This window comes from Sphingomonas sp. UYEF23, assembly GCF_040546165.1.
In the GTDB taxonomy this organism is placed as follows: Bacteria; Pseudomonadota; Alphaproteobacteria; order Sphingomonadales; family Sphingomonadaceae; genus Sphingomonas; species Sphingomonas glacialis.
This window is the reverse complement of the sequence record NZ_JBEPNG010000008.1, coordinates 149,071-171,739: the sequence shown is the minus strand read 5'-3', so window position 1 is coordinate 171,739 and position 22,669 is coordinate 149,071. Positions and strand designations below refer to the sequence as shown.

General features: G+C 67.6%; 21 protein-coding genes and 1 tRNA gene. 9 read left to right on the top strand and 13 right to left on the bottom strand.

Features of this window, described 5'->3' with window-relative positions; translation table 11 throughout:
* Positions 1-21: 21 nt before the first annotated feature.
* The 6 genes from ABIB28_RS15120 to ABIB28_RS15095 form a co-directional block, all read right to left on the bottom strand.
* Positions 22-1,650 (bottom strand): hypothetical protein, encoded by a 1,629-nt coding sequence (locus ABIB28_RS15120; protein ID WP_354288913.1) that lies wholly within the window; start codon positions 1,648-1,650, stop codon positions 22-24.
* Complete coding sequence (locus ABIB28_RS15115) at positions 1,647-2,579, bottom strand: AAA family ATPase (protein ID WP_354288912.1); 933 nt, start codon at positions 2,577-2,579, stop codon at positions 1,647-1,649. Before ABIB28_RS15115 ends, ABIB28_RS15120 begins: the two co-directional genes overlap by 4 nt.
* Entirely contained in the window at positions 2,576-4,099 is a 1,524-nt protein-coding gene (locus tag ABIB28_RS15110) for an XrtA system polysaccharide chain length determinant (RefSeq protein ID WP_133187383.1), read from the bottom strand. Before ABIB28_RS15110 ends, ABIB28_RS15115 begins: the two co-directional genes overlap by 4 nt.
* Positions 4,100-4,112: 13 nt before the next feature.
* On the bottom strand, positions 4,113-4,757 hold the full coding sequence (locus ABIB28_RS15105) for an XrtA/PEP-CTERM system exopolysaccharide export protein (protein WP_133187381.1): 645 nt from the start codon (positions 4,755-4,757) through the stop codon (positions 4,113-4,115).
* 104 nt (positions 4,758-4,861) lie between these two features.
* Entirely contained in the window at positions 4,862-6,088 is a 1,227-nt protein-coding gene (locus ABIB28_RS15100; RefSeq protein ID WP_354288910.1) for a pyridoxal-dependent decarboxylase, exosortase A system-associated, read from the bottom strand.
* Positions 6,085-7,584, bottom strand: coding sequence for an AMP-binding protein (locus ABIB28_RS15095; RefSeq protein WP_354288909.1), 1,500 nt, complete (start codon positions 7,582-7,584; stop codon positions 6,085-6,087). Before ABIB28_RS15095 ends, ABIB28_RS15100 begins: the two co-directional genes overlap by 4 nt.
* Positions 7,585-7,700: 116 nt before the next feature.
* On the opposite strand from ABIB28_RS15095, the gene ABIB28_RS15090 reads away from it, so the two are divergent.
* The 3 genes from ABIB28_RS15090 to ABIB28_RS15080 are packed head-to-tail and all read left to right on the top strand — an operon-like array spanning position 7,701 to position 9,452.
* Positions 7,701-7,973, top strand: coding sequence for an acyl carrier protein (locus ABIB28_RS15090; protein ID WP_133187375.1), 273 nt, complete (start codon positions 7,701-7,703; stop codon positions 7,971-7,973).
* Between the two features lie 49 nt (positions 7,974-8,022).
* A complete protein-coding gene (locus ABIB28_RS15085; protein ID WP_354288907.1) occupies positions 8,023-8,697 on the top strand; it encodes a hypothetical protein in 675 nt (224 codons plus the stop codon).
* Positions 8,685-9,452: a hydrolase 1, exosortase A system-associated gene (locus tag ABIB28_RS15080; protein WP_354288906.1), complete on the top strand. Its 768-nt coding sequence runs from the start codon at positions 8,685-8,687 to the stop codon at positions 9,450-9,452. Before ABIB28_RS15085 ends, ABIB28_RS15080 begins: the two co-directional genes overlap by 13 nt.
* A 133-nt stretch (positions 9,453-9,585) precedes the next feature.
* Here ABIB28_RS15080 and trxB read toward each other — a convergent pair whose 3' ends face one another.
* Complete coding sequence (gene trxB, locus ABIB28_RS15075) at positions 9,586-10,551, bottom strand: thioredoxin-disulfide reductase (protein ID WP_133187369.1); 966 nt, start codon at positions 10,549-10,551, stop codon at positions 9,586-9,588.
* Between the two features lie 100 nt (positions 10,552-10,651).
* Positions 10,652-11,032 (bottom strand): VOC family protein, encoded by a 381-nt coding sequence (locus ABIB28_RS15070; protein WP_133187367.1) that lies wholly within the window; start codon positions 11,030-11,032, stop codon positions 10,652-10,654.
* Between the two features lie 185 nt (positions 11,033-11,217).
* On the opposite strand from ABIB28_RS15070, the gene ABIB28_RS15065 reads away from it, so the two are divergent.
* Together ABIB28_RS15065 and ABIB28_RS15060 are read left to right on the top strand one after the other, a co-directional pair.
* A complete protein-coding gene (locus tag ABIB28_RS15065; RefSeq protein ID WP_354288905.1) occupies positions 11,218-11,667 on the top strand; it encodes a hypothetical protein in 450 nt (149 codons plus the stop codon).
* Positions 11,668-11,780: 113 nt separating this feature from the next.
* Positions 11,781-12,821: an aldo/keto reductase gene (locus tag ABIB28_RS15060; RefSeq protein ID WP_354288903.1), complete on the top strand. Its 1,041-nt coding sequence runs from the start codon at positions 11,781-11,783 to the stop codon at positions 12,819-12,821.
* Positions 12,822-12,992: 171 nt separating this feature from the next.
* Here ABIB28_RS15060 and ABIB28_RS15055 read toward each other — a convergent pair.
* The 4 genes from ABIB28_RS15055 to ABIB28_RS15040 form a co-directional block, all read right to left on the bottom strand.
* Positions 12,993-13,069, bottom strand: a tRNA-Met gene (locus ABIB28_RS15055).
* Positions 13,070-13,166: 97 nt separating this feature from the next.
* A complete protein-coding gene (locus ABIB28_RS15050; RefSeq protein ID WP_354288902.1) occupies positions 13,167-13,694 on the bottom strand; it encodes a 2'-5' RNA ligase family protein in 528 nt (175 codons plus the stop codon).
* The gene (locus ABIB28_RS15045) at positions 13,691-15,574 is read right to left on the bottom strand and encodes a potassium transporter Kup (RefSeq protein WP_240699092.1); all 1,884 of its coding nucleotides are present in this window, start codon (positions 15,572-15,574) and stop codon (positions 13,691-13,693) included. Before ABIB28_RS15045 ends, ABIB28_RS15050 begins: the two co-directional genes overlap by 4 nt.
* A gap of 197 nt (positions 15,575-15,771) precedes the next feature.
* The gene (locus ABIB28_RS15040; protein ID WP_133187359.1) at positions 15,772-16,212 is read right to left on the bottom strand and encodes an Lrp/AsnC family transcriptional regulator; all 441 of its coding nucleotides are present in this window, start codon (positions 16,210-16,212) and stop codon (positions 15,772-15,774) included.
* A 131-nt stretch (positions 16,213-16,343) separates the two neighbouring features.
* Here ABIB28_RS15040 and ald point away from each other — a divergent pair, with 131 nt between their 5' ends.
* Together ald and ABIB28_RS15030 are read left to right on the top strand one after the other, a co-directional pair.
* Positions 16,344-17,450: an alanine dehydrogenase gene (ald, locus tag ABIB28_RS15035; RefSeq protein WP_354288901.1), complete on the top strand. Its 1,107-nt coding sequence runs from the start codon at positions 16,344-16,346 to the stop codon at positions 17,448-17,450.
* Between the two features lie 312 nt (positions 17,451-17,762).
* Positions 17,763-18,590, top strand: coding sequence for a hypothetical protein (locus tag ABIB28_RS15030; protein WP_354288900.1), 828 nt, complete (start codon positions 17,763-17,765; stop codon positions 18,588-18,590).
* 125 nt (positions 18,591-18,715) lie between these two features.
* Here ABIB28_RS15030 and ABIB28_RS15025 read toward each other — a convergent pair whose 3' ends face one another.
* The gene (locus tag ABIB28_RS15025) at positions 18,716-19,057 is read right to left on the bottom strand and encodes a hypothetical protein (RefSeq protein WP_189676871.1); all 342 of its coding nucleotides are present in this window, start codon (positions 19,055-19,057) and stop codon (positions 18,716-18,718) included.
* A 211-nt stretch (positions 19,058-19,268) separates the two neighbouring features.
* Here ABIB28_RS15025 and ABIB28_RS15020 point away from each other — a divergent pair, with 211 nt between their 5' ends.
* Both ABIB28_RS15020 and ABIB28_RS15015 read left to right on the top strand, forming a co-directional pair.
* Positions 19,269-20,594, top strand: a complete 1,326-nt coding sequence (locus tag ABIB28_RS15020) for a chymotrypsin family serine protease (RefSeq protein ID WP_502958250.1) — start codon at positions 19,269-19,271, stop codon at positions 20,592-20,594.
* A 44-nt stretch (positions 20,595-20,638) separates the two neighbouring features.
* Positions 20,639-22,651, top strand: coding sequence for a TonB-dependent receptor plug domain-containing protein (locus ABIB28_RS15015; protein ID WP_354288898.1), 2,013 nt, complete (start codon positions 20,639-20,641; stop codon positions 22,649-22,651).
* The last annotated feature ends 18 nt before the right edge of the window (positions 22,652-22,669 follow it).

Sequence of the window (22,669 nt, the reverse complement as noted above, 5' to 3'; positions counted from 1 at the left end):
ACAGAAATCCGCCCGTGCGTTTCAGAATTGATACCGTACACCCACTTGGCCCGTCGCCGAAAGCTGATCCGCGACGCCGCTCTGGCTGAACGAATACAGGCCTGCCGAAGCAGTCGTGCCGATCCGACCGAAATTGTGATAATAGAGCGCGGTCGCCGCGGCGCTGGTCACGCCCGGCGCATCGGCAATCCCGCTGTCGTAATAGTTGTAGATCAGCGTCCCGTTGATACCGGAGACCCGCGTGAGCGGCACGTTGGCGAACGCCTGCGCATAATAGCTCTGGTCGCTGACGCCGTTGATAGAGAAAGCCGCGTTGATCTGGTCGGGCGCGAGGAAGCGGCGGTTCGAATAGCCCGCGCCCACGCCGAGATTGAGCTTGCCGCGCGTCGCCGAGATCACCGCATCGATGCCGCGTGCGCGATACGCCGAGGTCGAAATCGACTGCAACGCGCCGTTCAGGCACCCGCCCGCCCCCGCGCCCGCCGCGCCAAACGTGCAGCCGCTATATTGCTGACCGAATGCCGCACGCTGCTGGAGGAACGAGGTCGGCAGACCGGCCAGGCTGTTGCGCAACTGCCCCCCGAACGTCTCGACCGTGTCATAGACATCGGCATTGACCGAGATCGAGCGCGTCGCGGCGTAACTGAGCGTTCCGAAATAGGTCATCCCGCCATACCGCCGCCCGACATGTGCCTGCAGCGTGGTGCGCTCCGACGGACGCCAGATCACGCCCGCGTCATAGATCAAGCCGTCGGTCTCGTAAGCGATGCGTTGCGGCGAGGCAGGATCGGACTGGAAGCGGCCGCGGCGGTCGACCACCGGCACCCCATTTGCGTCAACCAAGGCATCGCGTTGGCGCACTTGCAGATTCTGGTAGCCGACGCCCGCGGTGAGCGCGACCGTCGGAGCAACCGGCGCGACGAGATCGGCGCGAACGACCTTGTCCTCCAACTTCTGATCGAGCTGGTTGGCGGTCTCGCGGTCATACGCGGCCGAGACGTTGATCCCGACGGGCAGCAGCGCCCCCGCTTTCACCCCCGCGCTGACATTGACGGTGTGGCTTTGCGAGCTGTCGAACACGTCGAGCCGCGGGCTGCCGGGTGCGACACCGGTATTCCCCGGCGACCCGGCCTTGGTGTAGCCGTAGCGATAGCTCGCTGCGACGCCGACCGGGCCGACACGCGCGGCATAGCTCGGCCCGACATAGCCCGAGAACACCTGGCTGATATTGTCACGCTGGCCGACCTGCGCGATCGGTGCTGCGCCGCGAATATCGGTACGCGTCTGCGTCGCGATCGCGCCGGCCTCGATGCTGAGATTAGGCGCGACGGCGATGCTGCCGCGCGCCAGGCCATTGTGCAGATCGTCGTCCCCGACGCGCTTTGCGTAGGAAAAATGCCGCTCGTAGCGGTAGCTGACCTGCAGCTGCGTACGCTGAGTCTGGACCGACGCCTCGACCCCGCCCGCGACCGTCGAATAGGTCAGGACGTCATCATTCTTGAGGTCCGCAGTGACGATCTGACCGATCTCGATATACGGCGAGATTCGCGTTCGGCGTTGTTGCTCCTGCGCGTTCGCCGGGGCGGCTGCGATCAACGCAGCGAGCCCAGTCCCGAGCAGGAGTGCAGTGGAGCGGAGGCGGCACTTCATGACGCGTCTTCCTGTTGTCCATAATAGCTGCCGAAGCGCCGCCCACCGGGGGCGAACGACACGGCGTTGAGGAGGAGTTGGATGTCTTCGCACCCGTCGAGCAGGTCGATCGCCTCGCGCAGATCGCTTTCGCTGGTGCGGTCGGCGCGCACGACGAGCATCACTTGCCCGGCATGATGCGCGAGCGCGGCAGCGGGCGATGCGGCGAGCACCGGTGGCGAATCGAAGATCAGCACGCGCCGCGGATCGGCCGCGAGCAGTTGCGCGATCAGTTCGCCAGTGCGTGCGCTAGCGACGAGCTCGGTATCGGCATTCGACTTGGTGCCGCACGGCAACAGGCTGAGATGCGGGATATCGGTGCGCACGACGCAGCTCTCGAGCTCGACCTGCGGATCGGCGAGCGCATCGAGCAGCCCCCGCCCCTCGCTCAACCCCAGCCGCGCCATGACGTCGGGCTTGGCGAAATCTGCGTCGATCAACAGGATTTCGAGGTCGCGCTCGGCCGCCATCGAGATGGCGAGGTTGAGCGCGCAATAGGTTTTGCCGTCGTCGGGCTGTGCCGAAGTAACGAGGATCGTCCGCGACAGGTCGCCAGATCGCACGCGAACGCCGCGCGCGGTGGTCAGCAACTGGCGCTTCACCAGCCGGAATTCCTCGACCAGCGCACCGATCGGGGCACCCGGCACGAGCACGCCGCGTTCGGCGAGCAAGGCGCGATCGATCTTGACCTCGGCGCCCGGCCGAGGCGTAGCGCGCGGCGCCGCGATCGGACGCTGCTCGGGCGTAGGCGACGCGAGTGGCGCGATCGGCGTGGTGACCGGCTTGTCGGCCGGTAGATCGTCGAGCGGACGGAAATGGGTGTTGAAGTCGTAGCGTGTCGCCGCCTGCTCGAGCAGCGACGGACCCTTGCGCGGGGTTGGATCGCTCATGCTGCCAATCCTCGCTGAAGCATCTCGACCCCGAGCAAGCCGATATAGGCCGCACCGAGTGCGCCAACCCCGCCGGCAAAATAGGCGAGCATCCGCCGCCGGTGTGCGAGCTGCGCCTTGGTGACGATCGCGCCAATCGAGCCGATCACCGGCAGCCCGGCGGCCTTTTCGAGCCGGCCTGCGGTCGCAAATGTCGTCTTGAACTGCGTCAGCCCGAAAGCCACCGCGACGCCTGCGCCGAGCGCTGCGATCAGCACCCCGGTCAGCAACAGCGGCCGGTTGGGCGATGCAGGAACGCGCGGTGCGGTCGGCGGATCGATTACGCTGAACTTGATCGAATCGGTCTGGCTTTGCGCCTGGCCGCGCAGCTTGATCGCCTCGCGATCAGCCAGCAGCTTGGCATAGCTGTCCTTCATCACCTGATAGTCGTTATCGATCTGCGACTGCTGCGCGGCGACCGCGGGGTCGCCAGCGAGTTTGCCGTTGATCGCATCGAGATCGTGCTGGAGCTGCCCCTTGCGCGCGCTAAGCGCCGCGACTTGCGCCTGTTTGTCGGCCTGGATCGAGCGCAGCCCGAGATAGGCCGGGTTCGAAGCCGACGCGGCGCCACCGCCGCCGACCATCGGTTCGCTGCGTGCGGCGGCCTGCGCGGACGCAAGCTGGCTGCGCAGCGCGACGACGTCGGGATGGTTCTCGGTATAGCCGCGCGCCCGCGCATCGGCGAGCTGCCCCTGGATCGCATTGAGGCGCGCACGCGCCGGGCCGGCGCTGGCGGCAGCGCCCGCTGCGCCGGGGATGTTGGCGGGCGTCCCGGCCATCTGGCCGTTGACCACCGACAACGCCGACTGCGCCGCCGCCAGATCGCTATCGACCTGCGCCATCGCCGAGCGTGCCGCGCCCATCCGGTCGGTCAGCGAGCCCGAACCCGGCAGACTACCGAGATAGCGGTTCTGGAAATCGGCCCGCTTGGCATCGGCATCGGCGAGCTGCTTCTGACGCTGCTCGAGCTGCGCATCGAGGAATTTGAGACTCGAATTGGTCTCGTCGCGGTCGCCCGACAGATTCTGTTCGACGAACAGGTCGATCAGCTTCTGGACGATCTGCGCGGTCACCTTGGGGCTCGATCCGCTCGCGACGATCTCGAACAGATTGTCCTGCTGCGCGGTGATCTTGATCGCCTTGGACAGCGTGTTGACGCGGTCGGCGACATCGCGGTCCGTCTTCACCGTATTGGCGAGATCGGTGCCGCGCACGACCTTTTCCAGATTGACCGCCGAGGTCAGCGTCTGGCGGATCGTGTCGACGTCCTTCTGCTGGTCCGCAGCGGTGATCCCGACCGCGCTCGGCAGGATCGTGTTGAGCTGGACGAAGACGCGCGCGCGCGATTCGTAGCTGTTGTGGAGCTGCGCGACGACCGCCCAGCCCAACACCGCGACACCCCATGCGACGCCGAGCGCTATCCAGCGCCGCATCCACATGGTGTGCAGGATTATCTGCACTTCGGTGAGGAAACCACTCATCGTTCGGCGGCCCCTAGAACATGCTCTCGGGGATGATGATCACATCGCCGGGTTCGAGCCGCACGTTGGCCCGGCTGTCGCCGTCCTTGAGCAGACGCGACAGTTTGAGATTGTATTCAACCTGCTTGCCGGTCTCGCGATTGTAGCGGACGAGCTTTGCGCGGTTGCCTGCGGCATATTGGCTTAAGCCCCCGACCGAGATCATCGCGTCAAGCAGCGTCATGTTGGCGCGGTACGGGATCGAAGCAGGCTTGGCGGTCGCACCGACGATGCGGATCTGCTGGCTGAAGGTCCCCGAAAAGTTCTCGACGATGACCGAAACGATCGGATCCTTGATATATTCTCCAAGGGCGATCTTCATGTCGTCGGCGAGCATCCGTGGCGTCTTGCCGACCGCGGGCATGTCGCTGATCAGCGGCGTGGTGATCCGGCCGTCGGGGCGGACCTGCACCTTCGACGACAGCTCGGGGTTGCGCCACACGAAGATGTTGAGCTGGTCGAGCGGGCCGATGATATATTCCTCGCCGGGCTGTTCCTGCCCGGCGACAAAGGCGGCCTGCGGCAGTTCAGGACGGCTCGCGGTCGTGCAACCGGCCAGCGCGAGCGCGCTCGTCCCGACGCTCAAGACCGCGCGAACTGACTTCGAAAAACGCTGCATGCATACCTCCCACCGCTTGATGCTGCCGACCCGAGTCACGTCTGCCCCGGATGAGCAAGCTACGGCTGTCGACACGATATGGTGCGGAAGGGGTGAATATACCGTTAGGAATGCTCGGCCAGCGTTTCTGCCGGGGGCGGATGCCCCAGAAACGCCGTCGGGCTTGCCGAGACCCCGTACGCGCCGGCCATGAACACCGCAACCAGATCGCCGACTGCGGCGACGGGCAACGTGACGCGATCGGCGAGCCGATCGAGCGGGGTGCACAGCGGCCCGACGACGCTGACGACCTCAGTCGGCGCACCGGCGGCGGCGGTGGCGATGCTCACCGGATAGTTGCGCTTGACCACCGTGCCGAGATTGCCCGTCGCCGCGAGCTGATGGTGCAGCCCGCCATCGACGACGAGGAAGGTCTCGCCGCGGCTCTCCTTCCGGTCGACGACGCGCGTCAGATAGACGCCCGCCTCGCCGACGAGCCAGCGTCCGAGCTCGATCGCAAAGCGCGTGTCGCGCAAGGCCGTGCTGCGGGTGGCGAGTGCTTCCGCGAGCGCCGCGCCGATCGCGGCGATGTCGAGCGGCGCTTCGCCCGGGAAATACGGGATGCCGAAGCCTCCACCGAGATTGACGAGCGGCGGCATCACGCCGATTTCCTCGGCGAGCCGCCCGGCCAGCGCCATCGTTGCCGCCTGCGTGTCGATGATCGCCCGCGCGTCGAGCGCTTGCGAGCCCGCGTAGATATGCAATCCGCGCCAGTCCGCCCCGCTCGCGATCACATCGCGGGCGACCGCCGCGGCGCGATCGGCGTCGATCCCGAACGGCGACGCACGCCCCCCCATCCGCATCCCCGATCCGCGCAGCTCGATCTCGGGATTGACCCGGATGGCGAGGCGCGGCGTGATACCAAGCCGGTCGCCAATGCCAAGCGCGCGCGTCGCCTCGCCGCTCGATTCGAGGTTGATCGTGACCCCGGCCTTTATCGCAGCCGTAAGCTCGTCGTCGCGCTTGCCCGGGCCTGCGAAGCTGATCGTCGGCGGCGCCTTGCCCGCCGCGAGCGCCATCGTCAGTTCGCCGCCCGAAGCGATGTCGAGCCCGTCGACCAACGGCGCCATCGCCGCGAGCAGCGCCGCGAACGGGTTGGCCTTGATCGCATAATGCAAGTCGATGTCAGGAAAGGCCGCGCGGAAGCGAGCGATCCGCGCTTCGACCGCTCCCCTGTCATAGATGAACAGCGGCGTATCGCCCGCCATCGCCACCCAATCCGCGGCGCTGCGCCCGGCGATCGTGAGCGGGGCACCGGCAAAGTCGGCGGGGATCGTACCCATCGGTTTCATGACGTCAGTTCCGCTTTGATCGCTGCCCGGTCGAGCTTGCCGTTGGCGTTGCGCGGCAGCTCGGCGCGCCATTCGTAGCGCGTCGGCTGCTGAAAGCTCGGTAGGTCGCGCCGCAAGCGCGCGCGCAGATCGGCCTCGCGCGCACCGTCGCCGCGCGCCACCACGACGATCGCCTGGCCGAGCCGCGGATCGGGCACGCCGAGCGCGACCGCCTCGACGGTCTCGCCGCCCGCCACAACGGCTTCCTCGATCTCGGTCGGGCTGATGCGGTTGCCGGCACTCTTGATCATCTCGTCGTCGCGCCCGACGAAGCGCAACAGGCCTTCGTCGTCGATCACCGCCGTATCGCCCGACCACACCGCCATTCCGCCCGATATCGACCAGGCCGGTGCCGGACGGAAACGCTGCGCGGTGCGCTCGGCATCGCGCCAATACCCTTGCGCGACCAGCGGCCCGGCATGGACGAGCTCGCCCGGCTCGTCCGCCGCGGCTTGCGAACCGTCGGGGCGGACGATCATCACCTCGGCAAAGGGGATCGCGCGGCCGATCGAGTCGGGATGCGCGGCGACCAGCGCGGGGGCAAGATAGGTCGAGCGGAACGCCTCGGTGAGCCCGTACATCGGGTAGAGATCGGCCTGCGCGAACCGCGCGCGCAGCCCGGCGATGAGCGGCGCGGTCAACGCTCCGCCCGAATTGGTGAGGCGCTTCAAACGGCGTGCCGCGGCATCGGGCCACTCGGCTTCGAGCAACTGGACCCACAGCGGCGGGACCCCCGCGAGCGTCGTCGCGCCGACGCGCTCGACCGCCTTCACGACATCGCGCGCCGTCAGATAATCGAGCGGCGCATAACTGGCGCCCGCCGCCCAAGTCGAGAAGAGCTGGTTCTGCCCATAATCGAAGCTCAGCGGCAGCACGCCGAGCACGCGGTCGTCGGACGTCAACCCGAGATACTGCGCGACGCTGATCGCGCCGAGCCAGAGATTGGCATGGCTCAGCATGACTCCCTTCGGCCGCCCGGTCGATCCCGAGGTATAGAGGATCGCGGCAAGCGTATCGGGATCACCGCCCGACGGCGGAAGTCGGTCCTCCCCGCGCACGTCCTCGTTGAGCAAGGCTGCACAGTCCTCGGGGATGTCACCGCTTTCCAGCGTATCGCGTCGGCCCGCTTGCGTCAGCAGCGCTGCCGCCCCGCTGTCGGCCAGAATATAGCCGACCTGCGCACGCTTGAGCATCGGATTGATCGGAACATGCACAAGGCCCGCGCGTGGCGCCGCCATCGGCAATACGCACGCCAGCCGTGTCTTGGGCAGCCAGCTCGCGACCCGCGCACCCGGCGCATAGCCCTGCGCCGCCAGCCACGCCGCCACTTCGCCCGTCATCCGCTCGAGCCCGTCGAAGTCGAGCGTCCCCGCGCGATCGATCACCGCCACCGCATCGCCGCGCCCGAACGCGGGCAGCGTATCGATAGGCCGGGGGACTGGGTCGAGCGCGAGCATGCCCCCTGATAGCGAACGCGGCTTGGCTGTGAAGGGCCTGCGCGGGGGCGGCTCTTGGCATTGCCCGGCCCAGTCTCTATCGCGGTGCAACATAACGGCTAGAACCGGGGCTCCTTGTGCTTCCAGATGATTACGACCAGATCGATTCGACCGTCCGCGCAACGTTGCGCGACGTGCTGGGGCTGAGCGAGGCGCGCGCGGCCGAGTTGCGCGCAGAGACCCCGCTGTTCGGCGCAATGCCCGAACTCGATTCGATGGCGGTCGCTGGCTTGCTGACCGAGATCGAGGAGCGGCTCGGCATCCTGATCGAGGATGACGAGGTCGATGGCGAAATGCTCGAGACCTATGGTAGCCTCGTCCGCTTCGCCGCGGCCAAGGCGCCGCGATGACGCTACCCGCTTGATTGACTCGTACGAGACGCGCCGCGGTCGCGAGGCCATGCTGCGTTTCGGGCCGGCGAGCGGGCCGATCGCAGTGGTGGCACTGCCGCTGTTCGAAGAAGCCAATCGCGTCCGCGCGCTTGCGGTGGCGATCTGCCGCGCCCTTGCACGCCGCGGTGTGGGCAGCTTGCTCCCCGACGTGCCGGGCCAAGGCGAAAGCCTCGTTCCGCTCGAGCAGTGCGGCATGCGCGAGTTCAGCGACGGCATTGCCGACGCGGTCAAGCCTGAGCGGGCCGACGGTCGCCGCTGCTACGGCGTGTCGATCCGCAGCGGCGCGTTGCTCGACACGACGGCCGCATTGGACGGTCGCTGGCAGCTTGCGCCGCAGGACGGCGCGAGCATGCTGCGCGGCCTCAAGCGGATCAAGCAAGCCGCCGCGCGGGCGGGAACGGGACTGGGCGATCGTTGGTATCTCGATGCCGATGCGCCGATCGAGATCGCGGGCAACCGCATCGCGCCGGGTCTGCTGACCGATCTCTCGCGGCGTATCCCGTGGACTGCCGCGGATGGGGGATTCGTCCGGACCGTCCGGCTCGCAACCGATCCGATGCCGGCCGATCGGCATGTCCCCGGCGCACCGCTGTGGCGACGCGCCGAGCCTGATTCGGATCCTGCGCTCGCGATCCTGCTCGCGGACGATATTGCCGACTGGATCACCACATGCGGAGGGTGATCCGCTTCGCCTGCGCTGGCGACACGCTGTTCGGCACGCTTGATGAAGCGCCGGGCAAGACGGGGCTGCTGATCGTCTCGGGCGGCAACGAAATCCGGATCGGCGCGCACCGCGGAATGGCGGTGCTCGCGCAGCGCCTTGCGGAGCGGGGGATTCCGGTGCTGCGCTTCGACCGGCGCGGGATCGGCGATTCGACGGGGACCAACGGCGGGTTCCTGACGTCGGGCCCCGATATCGGGTGCGCCGCGGCGACCTTCAGCGCGGAGGCGGGGATCGAACGGCTCGTCGGTTTCGGCAATTGCGACGCGGCGACGGCGCTTGCGCTGTTCGGCGCGACCGCCGGGATCGACCGGCTGATCCTCGCCAACCCCTGGGTGATCGAGGAAACCGACGCGCTACCCCCCGCAGCCGCGATCCGCGCGCGCTATGCCGAGAAGCTGAAAGACCCGCGCGAATGGCTGCGGCTCGCGCGCGGCGGGGTCAATTTGTCCAAGCTGGCCGGTGGGTTGGCCAAGGTTGCGCAGAGCAAGCCTGAAGCGGCCGAGAGCCTGGCGGCGCGACTGCGCGCGGCATTGGCGGCGAGCCGGATCGACACGACGATCCTGCTCGCGGCGCGCGACACCACCGCGATCGCGTTTCGCGACGGGTGGGACGGGCCGGTCGCGCTGTGCGACACCGACAGCCACAGCTTCGCGCATTCGAGCGATGCGGCGTGGTTGGAGGCGCAGATATTCAGCGCGGTAACGCGCGTCTAGAGTTTGATCGACGCCCCCTAAACCGTCACCCCGGGCCTGTCCCGGGGTCCACCGGGATGCATATCCTGCCCATGCAGAACCTGTGGCGCGGTGCCCCCCCGGCACGAGGCCGGGGTGACGAAGAATGAGGCTCTTACTCCGCCGCCTCGGCCAGCTCGAATTCAGCCTCGGCCAGGAACTTCTCGGCATCGAGCGCCGCCATGCAGCCCGTTCCCGCCGCGGTCACCGCCTGGCGGTAGATCTTGTCCATCACGTCGCCGCACGCGAACACGCCCGGTACGCTGGTCCGCGTCGAGCCCGTCTCGACCCACAGATAATGGTCCTCGTCGAGCTTCAGATGCCCGCGGAACAGTTCGGTCGCGGGATGATGCCCGATCGCGACGAAGCCGCCCTCGGTCTCGAGCCGCGACTTTTCGCCGGTCACGGTGTCGACCAGATCGATCGCGACCAGCCCGGCATTGCCGCCGCCATCGACGAATTGGTCGACTTCCTTGTTCCACAAAACGGTCACGCCCTTGTGCGCGAACAGCCGCTCCTGGAGGATGCGCTCGGCGCGGAGCGAACTGCGGCGGTGGATCAGCGTCACGTCGGGCGAATGGTTGGTGAGGTACAGCGCTTCCTCGACCGCGGTGTTGCCGCCGCCGATCACTGCGACCTTCTTGCCGCGATAGAAAAAGCCGTCGCACGTCGCGCAGGCGCTGACGCCCTTGCCCTTCAACGCTTCCTCGCTGTCGAGCCCAAGCCACTTGGCCTGCGCGCCGGTCGCGATGATCAGCACCTCGCCTTCATAGACGTCGCCGCTGTCGCCGGTTAGCCGGAACGGGCGCTGCGACAGGTCGACCGCGACGATCGTGTCGTACATCAGCGTCGTGCCGACATGCTCGGCCTGCTTCTGCATCTGCTCCATCAGCCACGGCCCCTGGATGACGTCGGCGAAGCCGGGATAATTCTCGACATCGGTCGTCGTCATCAGCTGCCCGCCGGGCTGGATGCCCTGGACGAGGATCGGCTTCATCCCCGCGCGTGCGCCATAAATGGCGGCGGAGAGGCCGGCGGGCCCCGAACCAAGAATCAACATGCGGGTGTGGTGAGTGGTCATGATGGCTTTCATCCTGTCGGCCCGCTGCCTCTAGGGGAGCAGCGGGCCGGCCAATGAGATGGGAGGTCGTAGACAGCGCGCAAGACCGCGCCGTGCCAGATCAGGCAGGGATGCGATACATGCTGCACAACTTGTTCCCGGCAGGATCGCGCAGATAAGCCAGATAGAGCTTGCCGAAACCGCCTTCGCGCACGCCGGGATCGTTCTCGATCGGCGTGCCGCCTGCCGCGACACCGGCAGCGTGCCACGCATCGACCTGCTCGGGCGACGCACCGGCAAAGCCGATCGTCCCGCCATTGGCGTGGCAGGCTTCCGCACCGTCGATCGGCTTGGTGACGATGAACAGCCCGCCTGCGTGCATATAGACGAGCCGACCGCTGTTTTCGACTGCGGGCTTGGCGCCGAGCGCACCGAGCGTCGCATCATAAAATGCGCGCGAGGCCTCGAGATCGTTTGATCCGACCATGACGTGGCTGAACATAGCGTGCTCCGTGATTGCGCCGCGCACCGTGCAGCGGCAGTGCGTCGCGGCTAGCGCATTTGCCGCGGACACGAAAGACACCTGTGCACGCGCTGCCCGCACGCCTGGGCGCAAACGACACGCCGCTTGTCGGAACGCCCGCCCACGCCCTATCTCCACTGCTACCGCAGGAACGCCGCTCGCTTATGCTCAGCCAACTCGAACAGGTCAGCGCCAATCTGGCCGCGGCGCGTGCGCTCCGCGCCGAGGGCGTGGCGTATCGCGTGATCGGGCGTCGGCTGGCGCTGACGACGAGCCAGCTCGGCCACATCCGCCGCACGCTCAAGCGCGAGAAGGCCGGGCAGACGCGCTTGCACCGGACGATGCCGGGCGCGACCGCGCGCGACTTTCCGGTCGGCCGGTCCGCCTTGCCCGCTGGGCTGCGCGGGATCCTGACCCGCGCCGGATACCGCACGCTCGGCGATCTCGCCGATCGAATCGCCGATCGCGACCAGCCCGGGCTCGAGACGATGCCGGGGCTCGGCCCCGTTCGCATTCGCCTGGTCCGCGCGCTGCTGGACGAATTCGGGCTGCGCGCCGGGTCGAGCGATTTGCAGGCAGAGATCGAGGCGCTGTTTCCAGATTTGCGCGATTAGGCCGCGTACTACCCGCCGCCGGCAACCCGGCGACTGGAGCCATTCGGCGCGTCATGCTTTAATGCGAGGACCGCCTGCCCCACGCTCCGCGGGCGGCTTCGGAAGGAATCTCCATGCGCTACAATAAGCTTGGCCGCACCGGCCTGTTCGTCTCGGAACTGTGCCTCGGCACAATGACCTTCGGCGGCGGCGACGACATGTGGGGCAAGATCGGCCAGCTCGGCCAGGACGAAGCCGATGCGCTGGTCCGCGTCGCGATCGATGGCGGGATCAATTTCATCGACACCGCCAACGTCTATTCGAACGGCCGCTCGGAAGAGATCACCGGCCAGGCGATCCGCAACCTCGGCCTCAAGCGCGAAGAGATCGTCGTCGCGACCAAGGCGTTCGGCGAGATGGGTGCAGGCCCCAACGGCCGCGGCGCATCGCGCTATCATCTGATCGACGCGTGCAAGGCGAGCCTCAAGCGGCTCCAGCTCGACCATATCGATCTCTACCAGATCCACGGCTTCGACCCCGCCACGCCGATCGAGGAGACGCTGCGCGCGCTCGATACGCTCGTCCAGCATGGCCATGTCCGCTATATCGGCATCTCGAATTGGGCGGCGTGGCAGATCGTCAAGGCGCTCGGCGAATCGGCGCGGCTCGGGCTGCACCGCTTCGCCTCGCTTCAGGCCTATTACACCATCGCCAGCCGCGACCTCGAGCGCGAGATCGTGCCCGCGCTCCTCTCGGAGGAAGTCGGGCTGATGGTGTGGAGCCCGCTCGCCGGGGGCTTCCTGTCGGGCAAATATGACCGCGCCGACGAGAGCAAGACCGATGGCCGCCGCGCGACCTTCGACTTCCCGCCGATCGACAAGGATCGCGGTTATGCCATCATCGACGTGATGCGCCCGATCGCCGAGGCGCACGGTGTCTCGGTCGCGCAGATCGCGCTCGCCTGGCTGCTCCACCAGAAGGCGGTGTCGAGCGTGATCGTCGGCGCCAAGCGGCCCGACCAGCTGACCGACAATCTTGCCGCGACCAAGGTCGAACTGTCGTCCGACGATCTCGCCAAGCTCGGCGAGACGAGCGCTTTGCCTGCGGAATATCCCGGCTGGATGTTCGAACGTCAGGGCGAATATCGCCGCACGCTGCTCGAGAAGATGCGCTGACGCCCGCGCCCGGTTCGTCGGTGCGGGCGAGCCGGGCATTGGGACCCACTGTCACCCCGGGCTTGTCCCGGAGCCCACCGCCGGAGCCATCGCGCGCACCCCGGTAGACCCCGCGACAAGCCCGGGGTGACGACGGTATATGCCGAGCGAACGACTACACATGAAAAGGGATGGTAGCGAAGGAGGGACTTGAACCCCCGACCCCAGGATTATGATTCCCGTGCTCTAACCAACTGAGCTACTTCGCCGTGGCCCCGGCTAAACCGGAGCGTGCCGCTGTGTGCGAGGCGCGGGCTATAAGTAGGCGCATCCGGGCGGTCAACCCACCTTTGCGCCGGTTTCGTCTCAAGCAAACATATGGCGCGAAAGCGGCTCCCACGGACCACCGCGATACCACCAGCTCGCCAGCCCGGCGAGCCGCACGGTGCGGGGCTGGAAATCGCGCGCGAGCTCGGCCTGCAGCGCCTTGGCGACGGCGGGTTCGACCTTGTTCTGCACGGTGACATGCGGCCGCCAGCCCGCGCGGTCCTGCGGCGTCAGAACCGCGGAAAAGGCATCGGCGAGCCGATCGCGGATATCCTCCAGCGCGGGCGATTCGATGCGGAACGCGACACCGCGGCCGAGCGACATAAGCCCCGCGATCCGCGCCTCGGGCGCACGCACGCGGCTGGTCTCCGCCGCGAGCCGCTGCTTGAGCTCGCGCTCGAGGCTCGGCGCGAGGTGATGAAACATCGTCAGGTGCGCCTTGAGCTGGTTGCGCTCGGGCGGAAAGTGCCGGACGCGCAGCTCATCGAACCAGGCCGCATCACCCGCACCGAACAGCGCGGTGACGATGATCGGCGCAAGGCCCGACGCGGGCACGACCTCGCTCAAATCTCGAGCTGGCTGCCGAGTTCGACCACGCGGTTGGTCGGCAGGCGGAAGAACTCCATCGCGCTTTCGGCGTTGCGCAGCATCCACGAGAAGAGCTTCTCGCGCCACAGCATCATCCCCGGGCGCGACGACGGCAGCAGCGTCTGGCGCGACAGGAAGAAGCTCGTGTCGATCATCCGGAAGTCGGCGCCGCAGCGATGGACGTTGGCGAGCGCCACCGGCACGTCGGGCTCCTCGATGAAGCCGTAGCGCAGCACCATGCGGTGGAAGCCGGCCCCCAGATCCTCGATCATGCAGCGATGCCCCTCGGACACATAGGGGACGTCGGCGATCTTGATCGTCAGCAGGATGATCCGCTCGTGGAGCACCTTGTTGTGCTTGAGGTTGTGCAGCAGCGCGTGCGGCACGCCCTCGGGCGAGGAGGTCATGAACACCGCAGTGCCGGGCACGCGCGTCGCCGAGGTGGCGGCCGACTGGATGAAGATCTTGATCGGCATCGCGCCCTCGCGCATCCGGTCGATCATCAGCTGCCGCCCCTTCGACCAGGTCGTCAGGATCGTGAAGATGATCAAGCCGACGAGCAGCGGGAACCAGCCGCCCGCCGGGACCTTGGTCAGGTTCGCCGAGAAATAGGCGCCGTCGACCAGGAAGAACACCGCGAGCAACGGCAGCGCATAATAGACCGGCCAGTTCCACAGCCGGAACAGGACGACGCTAAGCAGGCAGGTGTCGATGAACATCGCCCCCGTCACCGCGATGCCATAGGCCGACGTGAGGTTGGACGAGGTGCGGAAGAAGATCACCAGTAGCAGGACCATCGTCAGCAACAGCCAATTGACCAGCGGAATGTAGATCTGCCCGACCGTCGCCGCGCTGGTATGCTCGATCCGCAGCCGCGGCATGAAGCCCAATTGGATCGCCTGCTGCGTTACCGAGAAGGCGCCCGAAATGACCGCCTGCGACGCGATCACCGCGGCCATCGTCGCGAGGATGACGAGCGGGAGCTGCAGGCTGTCCGAGGCGAGCATGTAGAACGGGCTCTCGAGCGCGGGCTGCCCCATCCGCGACAGCAGCGCCCCCTGCCCCATGTAATTCATCATCAGCGCGGGCAGCACGACGAAGAGCCACGAGACGCGGATCGGGTTGCGCCCGAAATGCCCCATGTCGGCGTACAGCGCCTCGGCGCCGGTCACCGCGAGCACGACCGACCCGAGCGCGAGGAACGCGCGCAGCGGATCGAGCGCGAAGAACTCGACGGCATAGTGCGGCGAGAACGCCCAGAGGATGTCGGGCGTCTTGACGATGCTGAGCACGCCGAGCGTCGCGATCACCGCGAAATAGACGAGCATGATCGGGCCGAAGAACAGCCCGACGCGCGCGGTCCCGCTGCGCTGGATCCAGAACAGGGCGATGATGATCGTCATCGCGATCGGCATGACGAGATTGCCGAGCCCGGGCGAGACGACCGCGAGGCCCTCGACCGCCGACAGCACCGACACCGCCGGGGTGATCATCGAATCGCCATAGAACAGCGCGGTCGCGAACACGCCGAGCAGGATGATCCCGCGCGACCAGCGCTTGTTCTTGGTCCGGCCGTTGACCAAAGCGAGCAGCGCCAGGCTGCCGCCCTCGCCCTTATTGTCGGCGCGCATGATGATCGTGACGTATTTCAGGCTGACGACGATCATCATCGACCAGAACATCAGGCTGACGACGCCCATGATGTGGACCGGATCGAGCGCGAGCTTGTGGTGCCCGGCGAAGGTTTCGCGAAAGGCGTAGATCGGGCTGGTGCCGATGTCGCCGAAGACGATGCCGATCGCGCCCAAAGCGAGCTTTGCAAGACCGTCCTTGCCGTGATGCGGGGCGTCTTCGCCGATCGTATCGGGCGTCGAATCGCGATTGGCGGGCAGGTCGCCCGCACTTGCCTGAGTGGTCGTCACGCTAAGGGTGTTCTTGCCCGGATTTCATGCAGATAGGTCATGGATGACGGCTAAGCCTCGGTCCCGATGGTGCGGCGCAATAGCACGCGGCAATGCCCCCCGCAACGCCATGTACAGCGCATGTTCAGACACGCTCAATCCTCGGTCGCGAGCGTGCGGATCGTGAATTGCGTGACGAGGCGGTGGACGCCGGGAAGTGCCGAAAGGACTTCGCGGTGGATCCGCTCGTAGCTGTCATCCTCGCGGACCAGCACCTTGAGCAGATAATCCGATTCGCCGCTCATCAAATGCGCCTCGCTGACTTGCAGCGTGCGCGCGAGCGCTTGCTCGAACTGCTGCATCGTCGCCTGGCGCTGGTCGGTCAGCGTGACCGAAACGAACACCGTCGAGGGATTGCCGCGTGCGGCGCGCGACAGGCGGGCGCGGTAGCCGAGGATCATCCCCTGCTGCTCGAGCGTCTTGACGCGACGATGCGCGGCCGAGGGCGAAAGGCCGACGCGCTCGCCGAGCGCCTCGCTCGTCAGCCCCGACTCTTGCCCGAGCTGTGCGATGATCTTGCTGTCGATCGTATCCATCCGGGACGCTGTTGCGCGGACGCGGCACGCTTTGCAATACAATCCCGATCTGCCTCGCCTTGCGGACGAGTTTGCACGCACTTCCCGCGCGCGCTGCTGTAGAAGGGCCGCACTCAATAGGAGAGTTTGCGATGTGCATCGGCGTTCCCAAGGAAATCAAGAATCACGAATATCGTGTCGGCCTGACCCCACCCTCGGTCTCGGACCTCGTCGCCGCGGGCCACAGCGTTGCGGTCGAGACCGGCGCTGGCCTCGGCATCGACTTCGAGGACCAGGACTATGTCGCCGCCGGCGCGACGATCCTGCCAGACGCCGCAGCTGTGTTCGCGCAGAGCGACATGATCGTGAAGGTCAAGGAGCCGCAGGCGAGCGAGATCGCGCTGCTCGAACCGCGCCATTTGCTCTTCACCTATCTCCACCTCGCCGCCGACAAGCCGCAGGCAGAAGGCCTGATGAAGTCGGGCGCGACGTGCATCGCGTATGAGACCGTCACCGCGCCCGACCGCTCGCTGCCGTTGCTCAAGCCGATGTCCGAAGTCGCCGGGCGCATGTCGATCCAGGTCGGCGCGCACTATCTCGAGAAGGAGCAAGGCGGCCGCGGCATCCTGCTCGGCGGCGTGCCGGGCGTGGCGCCGGCCAAGGTCGCGATCCTCGGCGGCGGCGTCTCGGGCGTCAACGCCGCGCAGATGGCGGTCGGCATGCGCGCCGACGTGACGATCTACGACATCTCGAATGCACGGCTCGCCGAGCTCGACATGTTCTTCGGCAGTCAGATCAAGACCGCCTATGCCTCGCGCGCGGCGATCGCGGCGGCGGTGAAGAGCGCGCATCTTGTGATCGGCGCGGTGCTCGTTCCCGGTGCGGCGGCGCCCAAGCTCGTCACGCGCGACATGCTCAAGACGATGAAGCGCGGTTCGGTTCTGGTCGACATCGCGATCGACCAGGGCGGCTGCTTCGAGACGAGCCATGCGACGACGCATGAGGACCCGGTGTTCGAGGTCGACGGCGTGATCCATTATTGCGTCGCCAACATGCCGGGCGCGGTCGCGCGGACCTCGGCGTTCGCGCTCAACAATGCGACGCTGCCGTTCGTGCTGAAGCTCGCGACGCTCGGCGCCGAGGGCGCGATGCAGGCCGATGCGCATCTGGCGAACGGGCTCAACGTCTCGGCGGGCAAGATCCGGCACCAGGCGGTGGCGGATGCGCTCGACCTGCCGTTCGAGGCGTGGGCAGGCTGAGGCTGGGGCTGACTGATCGAGGATCGCCCGCCGTGCGATGGCGGGCGTTTTTGCGACGAACCGAGTTTGATTGACTCGATTGACTCCAAGACGCGCGATCTTCGAGCGCGATCGTTTCCATTCTGGTGGCAATGCCGACCGTGCGGGCCGGCGATTTCAAAGAGCCGGAAGGCGTATACCACAGGCGCGGGGTTGTAGGACAGCGGCCCTGTCGGATCGGGCGGACGCAGCCCGCGATCCCGAGATATTCGCCCGCAGCGGGATTGCCAACGCGCGTGGCTTCGTCCAGCCTCCCGCCATCGGGGGAAGACGATGTCACTGATTTTCGCTGCATTCTTGGCCGCGGCCGGCGTTCAGGCGTCGGACGTTCCGCCTGCCGCGCCGGCATTGCCCGGCGCCGCTCCACCGCTCCCGTCCGCCGAACAGCGGGTTGCCCAATCCGCCAGCATCGGCCGGCTGCTCTACCTTTTCGACCGGGCGGCCTGGACGAGCACGGATGCGGTGACCGCAACCGTTCCCAAGGACCAACTCACCGGCGTCGGCGGCTATGTCGTCGAGCTGGCCGATCCGCAGACCTTGCGAGTCACCTATTATCGCGGGGCGGGCGACGCGGCGCGGGCGTTCTTCGTCGCGGATGTGCGCGCCGGTCAGGTCGTCCGCAAGGAATTGCTCGCCACCCCCGTCGCGTTGAGCGCAGATCAGGCGATCCTCGCGCGCGCCCGCACCGTGGCGGCGGCACGGGCGGTCGAGCGCGCGTACAAGCCCTGCACCCCCTTCCCGTTCAACACCGTCGTTCTGCCGTCGCGCAACGGCGGGCCGATTGCGGTGTACCTGCTGTCCGCGATGCCCGATGCGACGACCTATCCGATGGGCGGGAATTACCGCGTCGTCGTGGCGTCCGACGGCAGCGTGGTTGCGTCGCGCCCGTATACGGTGAGCTGTCTCAACGTGCCGATCCCGAAGCTTCCGGCCGGCGCCAAACCGGTCGGCGTCACGGTTACGCACCTGCTCGACCCCGTACCCACCGAGATCCATGTCTTTGCATCGTACAGCCTCAGGATGCCGGTGATCGTCGCCACGTCCGAGAAGCAGGTCTGGGTGGTGCAGGGCAGCAGCATTACGCCCGCAAAATTGAAATGATGTCACGCGGCGGGCGACGGTCGCGGTGTTGAAGCCGCGATGTGTTCGCCCCTAGCCTCCTGCGCGGGGCGCCAGGTGTTCGCCCGCACCCCCCACGCGATCCGCGGTCGGCCTGGGAAGGCCGATCAGACGCAGCGGCGCCGCGGGACCAGGCTTCCCATCTCGACGCGCGAATGGCCGAGAATGTCGCAGGCTTTGCCGCGGATATACGCGATGTGCTGGGGGGTGAATGTCCCGCCATCCTGGCGCAACAACGTCTCGGCCTCGGCCTTGAGCGCGTTGGCGCGCGCCAGTTTTGCAGCGCGCATCGTCGGGGTTTCCGAAGACGGCGCGGCGTTCAGGCTTTCGATCGACGTTCGATAGGTGCTGTAGTTCGGGGCACCCATCCCGCCGTCGAGAACAGTCGTTTGCGCGCTGGCGGATACGGCGGTCGTCGCCGCCACGCCAAGTATCAGCAGTTTGATCATCGTACCTACTCCCTGTCGGACAGTGATGGAGAAATGCGTACAAGAGCCGCTTGTGTTCGCGATAGTATCCGCCTGCATCTACGGCAAAGCAATCGAGAAATGGCGATCGAACGGCGGGTCCGGTTTCGTCATCCGGGCAGGCTCGCGTCTGCCATCCCGCTCGTCACGCGAGCGCTTTCCCGTTCCCGGCGCGCGGGCAATCCGCTATTATATGAGGGTGCGCATTTTCCCCCTCGCCATCGCCGTTCTCCTCATCCCGGCCAGCGCCTGGGCGCAGTCGGCCGCGCCGATCATCCCGACGCAGATCGCGCAGCCTCCCGCTATCACGGCGACCGCATTCCCGCTGATCGACACCAAGACCACCCCGCCCCCGCTCGTCGCGCTGCCGATCGTCGAAACCGCCGCCACCGCGCGCGCGGAAGATGCCGCCGAATACGCCAGGCTCTTCGCCGTCCCCTTACGCGAGGCGATCGCGCGGCTGGCGGTGCAGGATGCGAGCGTTCCCGTCACCGATGCGATCGCCGAGCGGTATCGCGACCGGCTCGCCGGGATCGCGATCGAGCATCGCCCGGCCTATCGCATCGTCGTCAATCTCACCGGCACCACGCCCGTCGCGCCCGAGCAGGTCAGCGCGGGCGGGATCACCGTGCCGATCGTGTTCCGGCCCGGCGCCGCGGTCACGCGCGAGCGGGTGATCTGGGCGATGACCAATCACCAGGCGGCGATCCGCGCGGCGCTTCGCACCCCGCCCGGCATGGGGCTCGATCCGCACACCGGCGCGCTCGTCGTGACGATCGGCAGCAGCGACGCCGCCGAGGGCGCCGCCAGCCTCGAGCAGCGGCTCGGCGCGATCGCGGGGGTGCCGGTCAAGGTCCGCGCGCTCAACCAGAAGGACGTCAACCTCTCGCCCGAGGGCGGCGCGCGAGTCGAGGGGCTCAACCCCGACGACAAGCGGCGCTATGTCTGCACCACCGGCTTCAACATCACCGACGGCGTGCGCAGCGCGGTGACCACCGCGGCGCACTGCGTCGACCATCTCGACTATCGCGGTGCGCGCGGGATGATCGAGCCGCTCAGCTTCGTCGGGCAATGGGGCTGGGGCTATCGCGACGTCCAGATCAACGCGGCGCTCGGGCCGTTGCCGCCGACCTTCTATGCCGATGCCGCGCGGACGCGGCTGCGCCCGGTGACGGGCAGCCGCGGCCGCGCGAGCACGCGCGCGGGTGATTTCGTGTGCCATCGCGGCGAGCGCACCGGCTATAGCTGCGCGCTCGTCCAGCTCACCGATTTCGCGCCCGCGGGGGATCTGTGCGGCGGGCCGTGCCTGCCGACCTGGGTCACGGTGTCGGGCCCGACGTGCAAGGGCGGCGACAGCGGATCGCCGGTGTTCAGCGGCACCACCGCGCTCGGCATCCTGAAGGGGGCGAGCTATCGCGGAGATGGATCGTGCGCGTTTTATTTCTACATGTCGCTCGATTATCTGCCAGAGGGCTGGTCGCTGCTGCAGGCGATGCCGGGCGTCGTCCCGACGGGATGACGCGCGGCGGCGCCGATCTCCTTCCGATCAGGTCTGGCCTACCGATGTATCGCGTATCGCTCCTCCCGCTGCTCGCCCTTGCAGCGCCCCTCCCCGCGCTTGCGCAGCAGGCTCCGCCGCCACCGCTAGGCGACGGCCCCGACATCGTGGTGCTGGGCCAGCCCTTGCCCGTCCCGCCCGGGGTGCCCGCTTATGGCTCGGTGACGATCTCGCGCGACCGGCTGACGGGGGACGCCTCGGGCCGGGTCGAGGACGTGCTGCTCGATGTCGCCGGCTTCCAGCAATTCCGCCGCGCCGACAGCCGCTCGGCCAATCCCTCGGCACAAGGCGTGACGCTGCGCGCGCTCGGCGGCAACGCGTCGAGCCGCGCGCTGGTGCTGCTCGACGGCGTGCCGCTCGCCGATCCGTTTTTCGGCTATATCCCGTTCAACGCGATTGCGGCGGATCGGCTCGGCGGGGTGCGCGTGACGCGCGGCGGCGGTGCGGGCGCGTTCGGTGCGGGGGCGGTCGCGGGGACGATCGAGCTGGTGAGCGCGGCGCGGCGCGACTTGCCGTTGCTTGCCGGCGAGGCGTTTTATGGCAGCAATACCGCGCAAGAGGTGTCGGCGAGCGTCTCGCCTAACGTGGGCGGCGGGTTCGTCAGTCTCTCGGGCAAGTTCGAGCGGGGCGACGGCTTCTACACCACGCCCGACAGCCAGATCACCGCGGCGAGCGTGCGCGCGCGCTATCGCGACTGGTCGGGCGGGATGCGCGCGGTCGTGCCCCTTGATGCCGCGACCGAGATCCAGGCGCGCGGCCTGCTCTATCGCGACACTCGCACGCTGCGCTTCGCGGGTGCGGACAGCAGTTCGCAGGCCAATGACGCGAGCGTCCGGCTGATCCATCGCGGGGTCTGGGCGATCGACGCGCTAGCCTATGTCCAGACGCGCAACTTCACCAACCGCGTGATCAGCGCCACCACCGCCAAGCTGACGCTCGACCAGCGCAACACGCCCGCCACCGGCCTTGGCGGCAAGATCGAGCTGCGTCCGCCGGTCGGGGCCGATCACGTGCTGCGCGTCGGTGTCGATGCGCGGCTCGGCGACGGTACGCTGTATGAAGACGCCTATGCCGCGAGCGGGCTGGTGACGACGCGGCGCACGGCGGGCGGCAAGACCAGCACGCTCGGGGCGTTCGTCGAGGACGACTGGACGCTCGGGCGGCTCGAGCTGACCGCGGGTGTGCGTGGTGACCGCCGGACGATCACGCAAGGCTTCTTCCGCGAGGCGAATGCGGCGGGCGCGGTCACCACGCAGACGCGCTACGGCGACCGCCACGGTTTCGAGGGGACGGGCCGCGCCGGCGCGCTGTTCCACGCGAGCGACGCGATCGCGCTGCGCACCGCGGCCTATACCGGCTTCCGGCTGCCGACGCTCAACGAGCTGTATCGCCCGTTCGTCGTCTTTCCGATTACGACGCAGGCGAATGCCGCGCTCGGGCTCGAGCGGTTGCGCGGGGTCGAGGGCGGGATCGACCTCACGCCCGTCGCCGGGGTGACGCTCGGCGTGACCGCTTTCTACAACCGGCTCGACGGCGCGATCGCGAACGTGACGATCGCGCCCAATGTCCGCCAGCGGCAGAATGTCGCTGCGATCGTCGCCAGGGGGATCGAGCTGACCGGGCATGCGGCGCACGGCGCGCTCTCGCTCGACGCGTCCTATGCGTATAGCGACAGCCGCGTTCGCGCATCGGGCCGGCAAGCGCCGCTCGACGGCCTGATCCCGGCGCAGAGCCCGCGCCATACCGGCAGTGCGACGCTCGCCTGGGGCCGCAACGGCTTCGGCGCGTCGGCGACGGTGCGCTATGTCGGCGATCAGTTCGAAGACGATCTCCAGACGTGGCTGCTGCCTGCGGTGACGACGCTCGACGGCGTGCTTACGCTGCCGGTCGGCCACCGCGTGTCGCTCGTCGCGCGCGCGGAGAATGTGCTCGATGCGACCGTGCTGACGCGCAATGCCGGCGGCTCGATCGATCTCGGCACGCCGCGTACGCTGTGGATCGGCGTGCGGCTGCGCTGAGGCCTTTGCCGGGCGGCT

Excerpts from the sequence above, each read along its gene's own strand:
- ABIB28_RS15110 (WP_133187383.1), bottom strand. The coding sequence starts at position 4,099 with ATGAGTGGTTTCCTCACCGAAGTGCAGATAATCCTGCACACCATGTGG.
- ABIB28_RS15105 (WP_133187381.1), bottom strand. The coding sequence starts at position 4,757 with ATGCAGCGTTTTTCGAAGTCAGTTCGCGCGGTCTTGAGCGTCGGGACG.
- ABIB28_RS15120 (WP_354288913.1), bottom strand. The coding sequence starts at position 1,650 with ATGAAGTGCCGCCTCCGCTCCACTGCACTCCTGCTCGGGACTGGGCTC.
- ABIB28_RS15015 (WP_354288898.1), top strand. The coding sequence starts at position 20,639 with ATGTATCGCGTATCGCTCCTCCCGCTGCTCGCCCTTGCAGCGCCCCTC.
- ABIB28_RS15095 (WP_354288909.1), bottom strand. The coding sequence starts at position 7,584 with ATGCTCGCGCTCGACCCAGTCCCCCGGCCTATCGATACGCTGCCCGCG.
- trxB (WP_133187369.1), bottom strand. The coding sequence starts at position 10,551 with ATGACCACTCACCACACCCGCATGTTGATTCTTGGTTCGGGGCCCGCC.
- ABIB28_RS15100 (WP_354288910.1), bottom strand. The coding sequence starts at position 6,088 with ATGAAACCGATGGGTACGATCCCCGCCGACTTTGCCGGTGCCCCGCTC.
- ABIB28_RS15085 (WP_354288907.1), top strand. The coding sequence starts at position 8,023 with ATGCTGCGTTTCGGGCCGGCGAGCGGGCCGATCGCAGTGGTGGCACTG.
- ABIB28_RS15070 (WP_133187367.1), bottom strand. The coding sequence starts at position 11,032 with ATGTTCAGCCACGTCATGGTCGGATCAAACGATCTCGAGGCCTCGCGC.
- ABIB28_RS15020 (WP_502958250.1), top strand. The coding sequence starts at position 19,269 with ATGAGGGTGCGCATTTTCCCCCTCGCCATCGCCGTTCTCCTCATCCCG.
- ABIB28_RS15030 (WP_354288900.1), top strand. The coding sequence starts at position 17,763 with ATGTCACTGATTTTCGCTGCATTCTTGGCCGCGGCCGGCGTTCAGGCG.
- ABIB28_RS15060 (WP_354288903.1), top strand. The coding sequence starts at position 11,781 with ATGCGCTACAATAAGCTTGGCCGCACCGGCCTGTTCGTCTCGGAACTG.
- ABIB28_RS15040 (WP_133187359.1), bottom strand. The coding sequence starts at position 16,212 with ATGGATACGATCGACAGCAAGATCATCGCACAGCTCGGGCAAGAGTCG.
- ABIB28_RS15080 (WP_354288906.1), top strand. The coding sequence starts at position 8,685 with ATGCGGAGGGTGATCCGCTTCGCCTGCGCTGGCGACACGCTGTTCGGC.
- ABIB28_RS15025 (WP_189676871.1), bottom strand. The coding sequence starts at position 19,057 with ATGATCAAACTGCTGATACTTGGCGTGGCGGCGACGACCGCCGTATCC.
- ABIB28_RS15065 (WP_354288905.1), top strand. The coding sequence starts at position 11,218 with ATGCTCAGCCAACTCGAACAGGTCAGCGCCAATCTGGCCGCGGCGCGT.
- ald (WP_354288901.1), top strand. The coding sequence starts at position 16,344 with ATGTGCATCGGCGTTCCCAAGGAAATCAAGAATCACGAATATCGTGTC.
- ABIB28_RS15115 (WP_354288912.1), bottom strand. The coding sequence starts at position 2,579 with ATGAGCGATCCAACCCCGCGCAAGGGTCCGTCGCTGCTCGAGCAGGCG.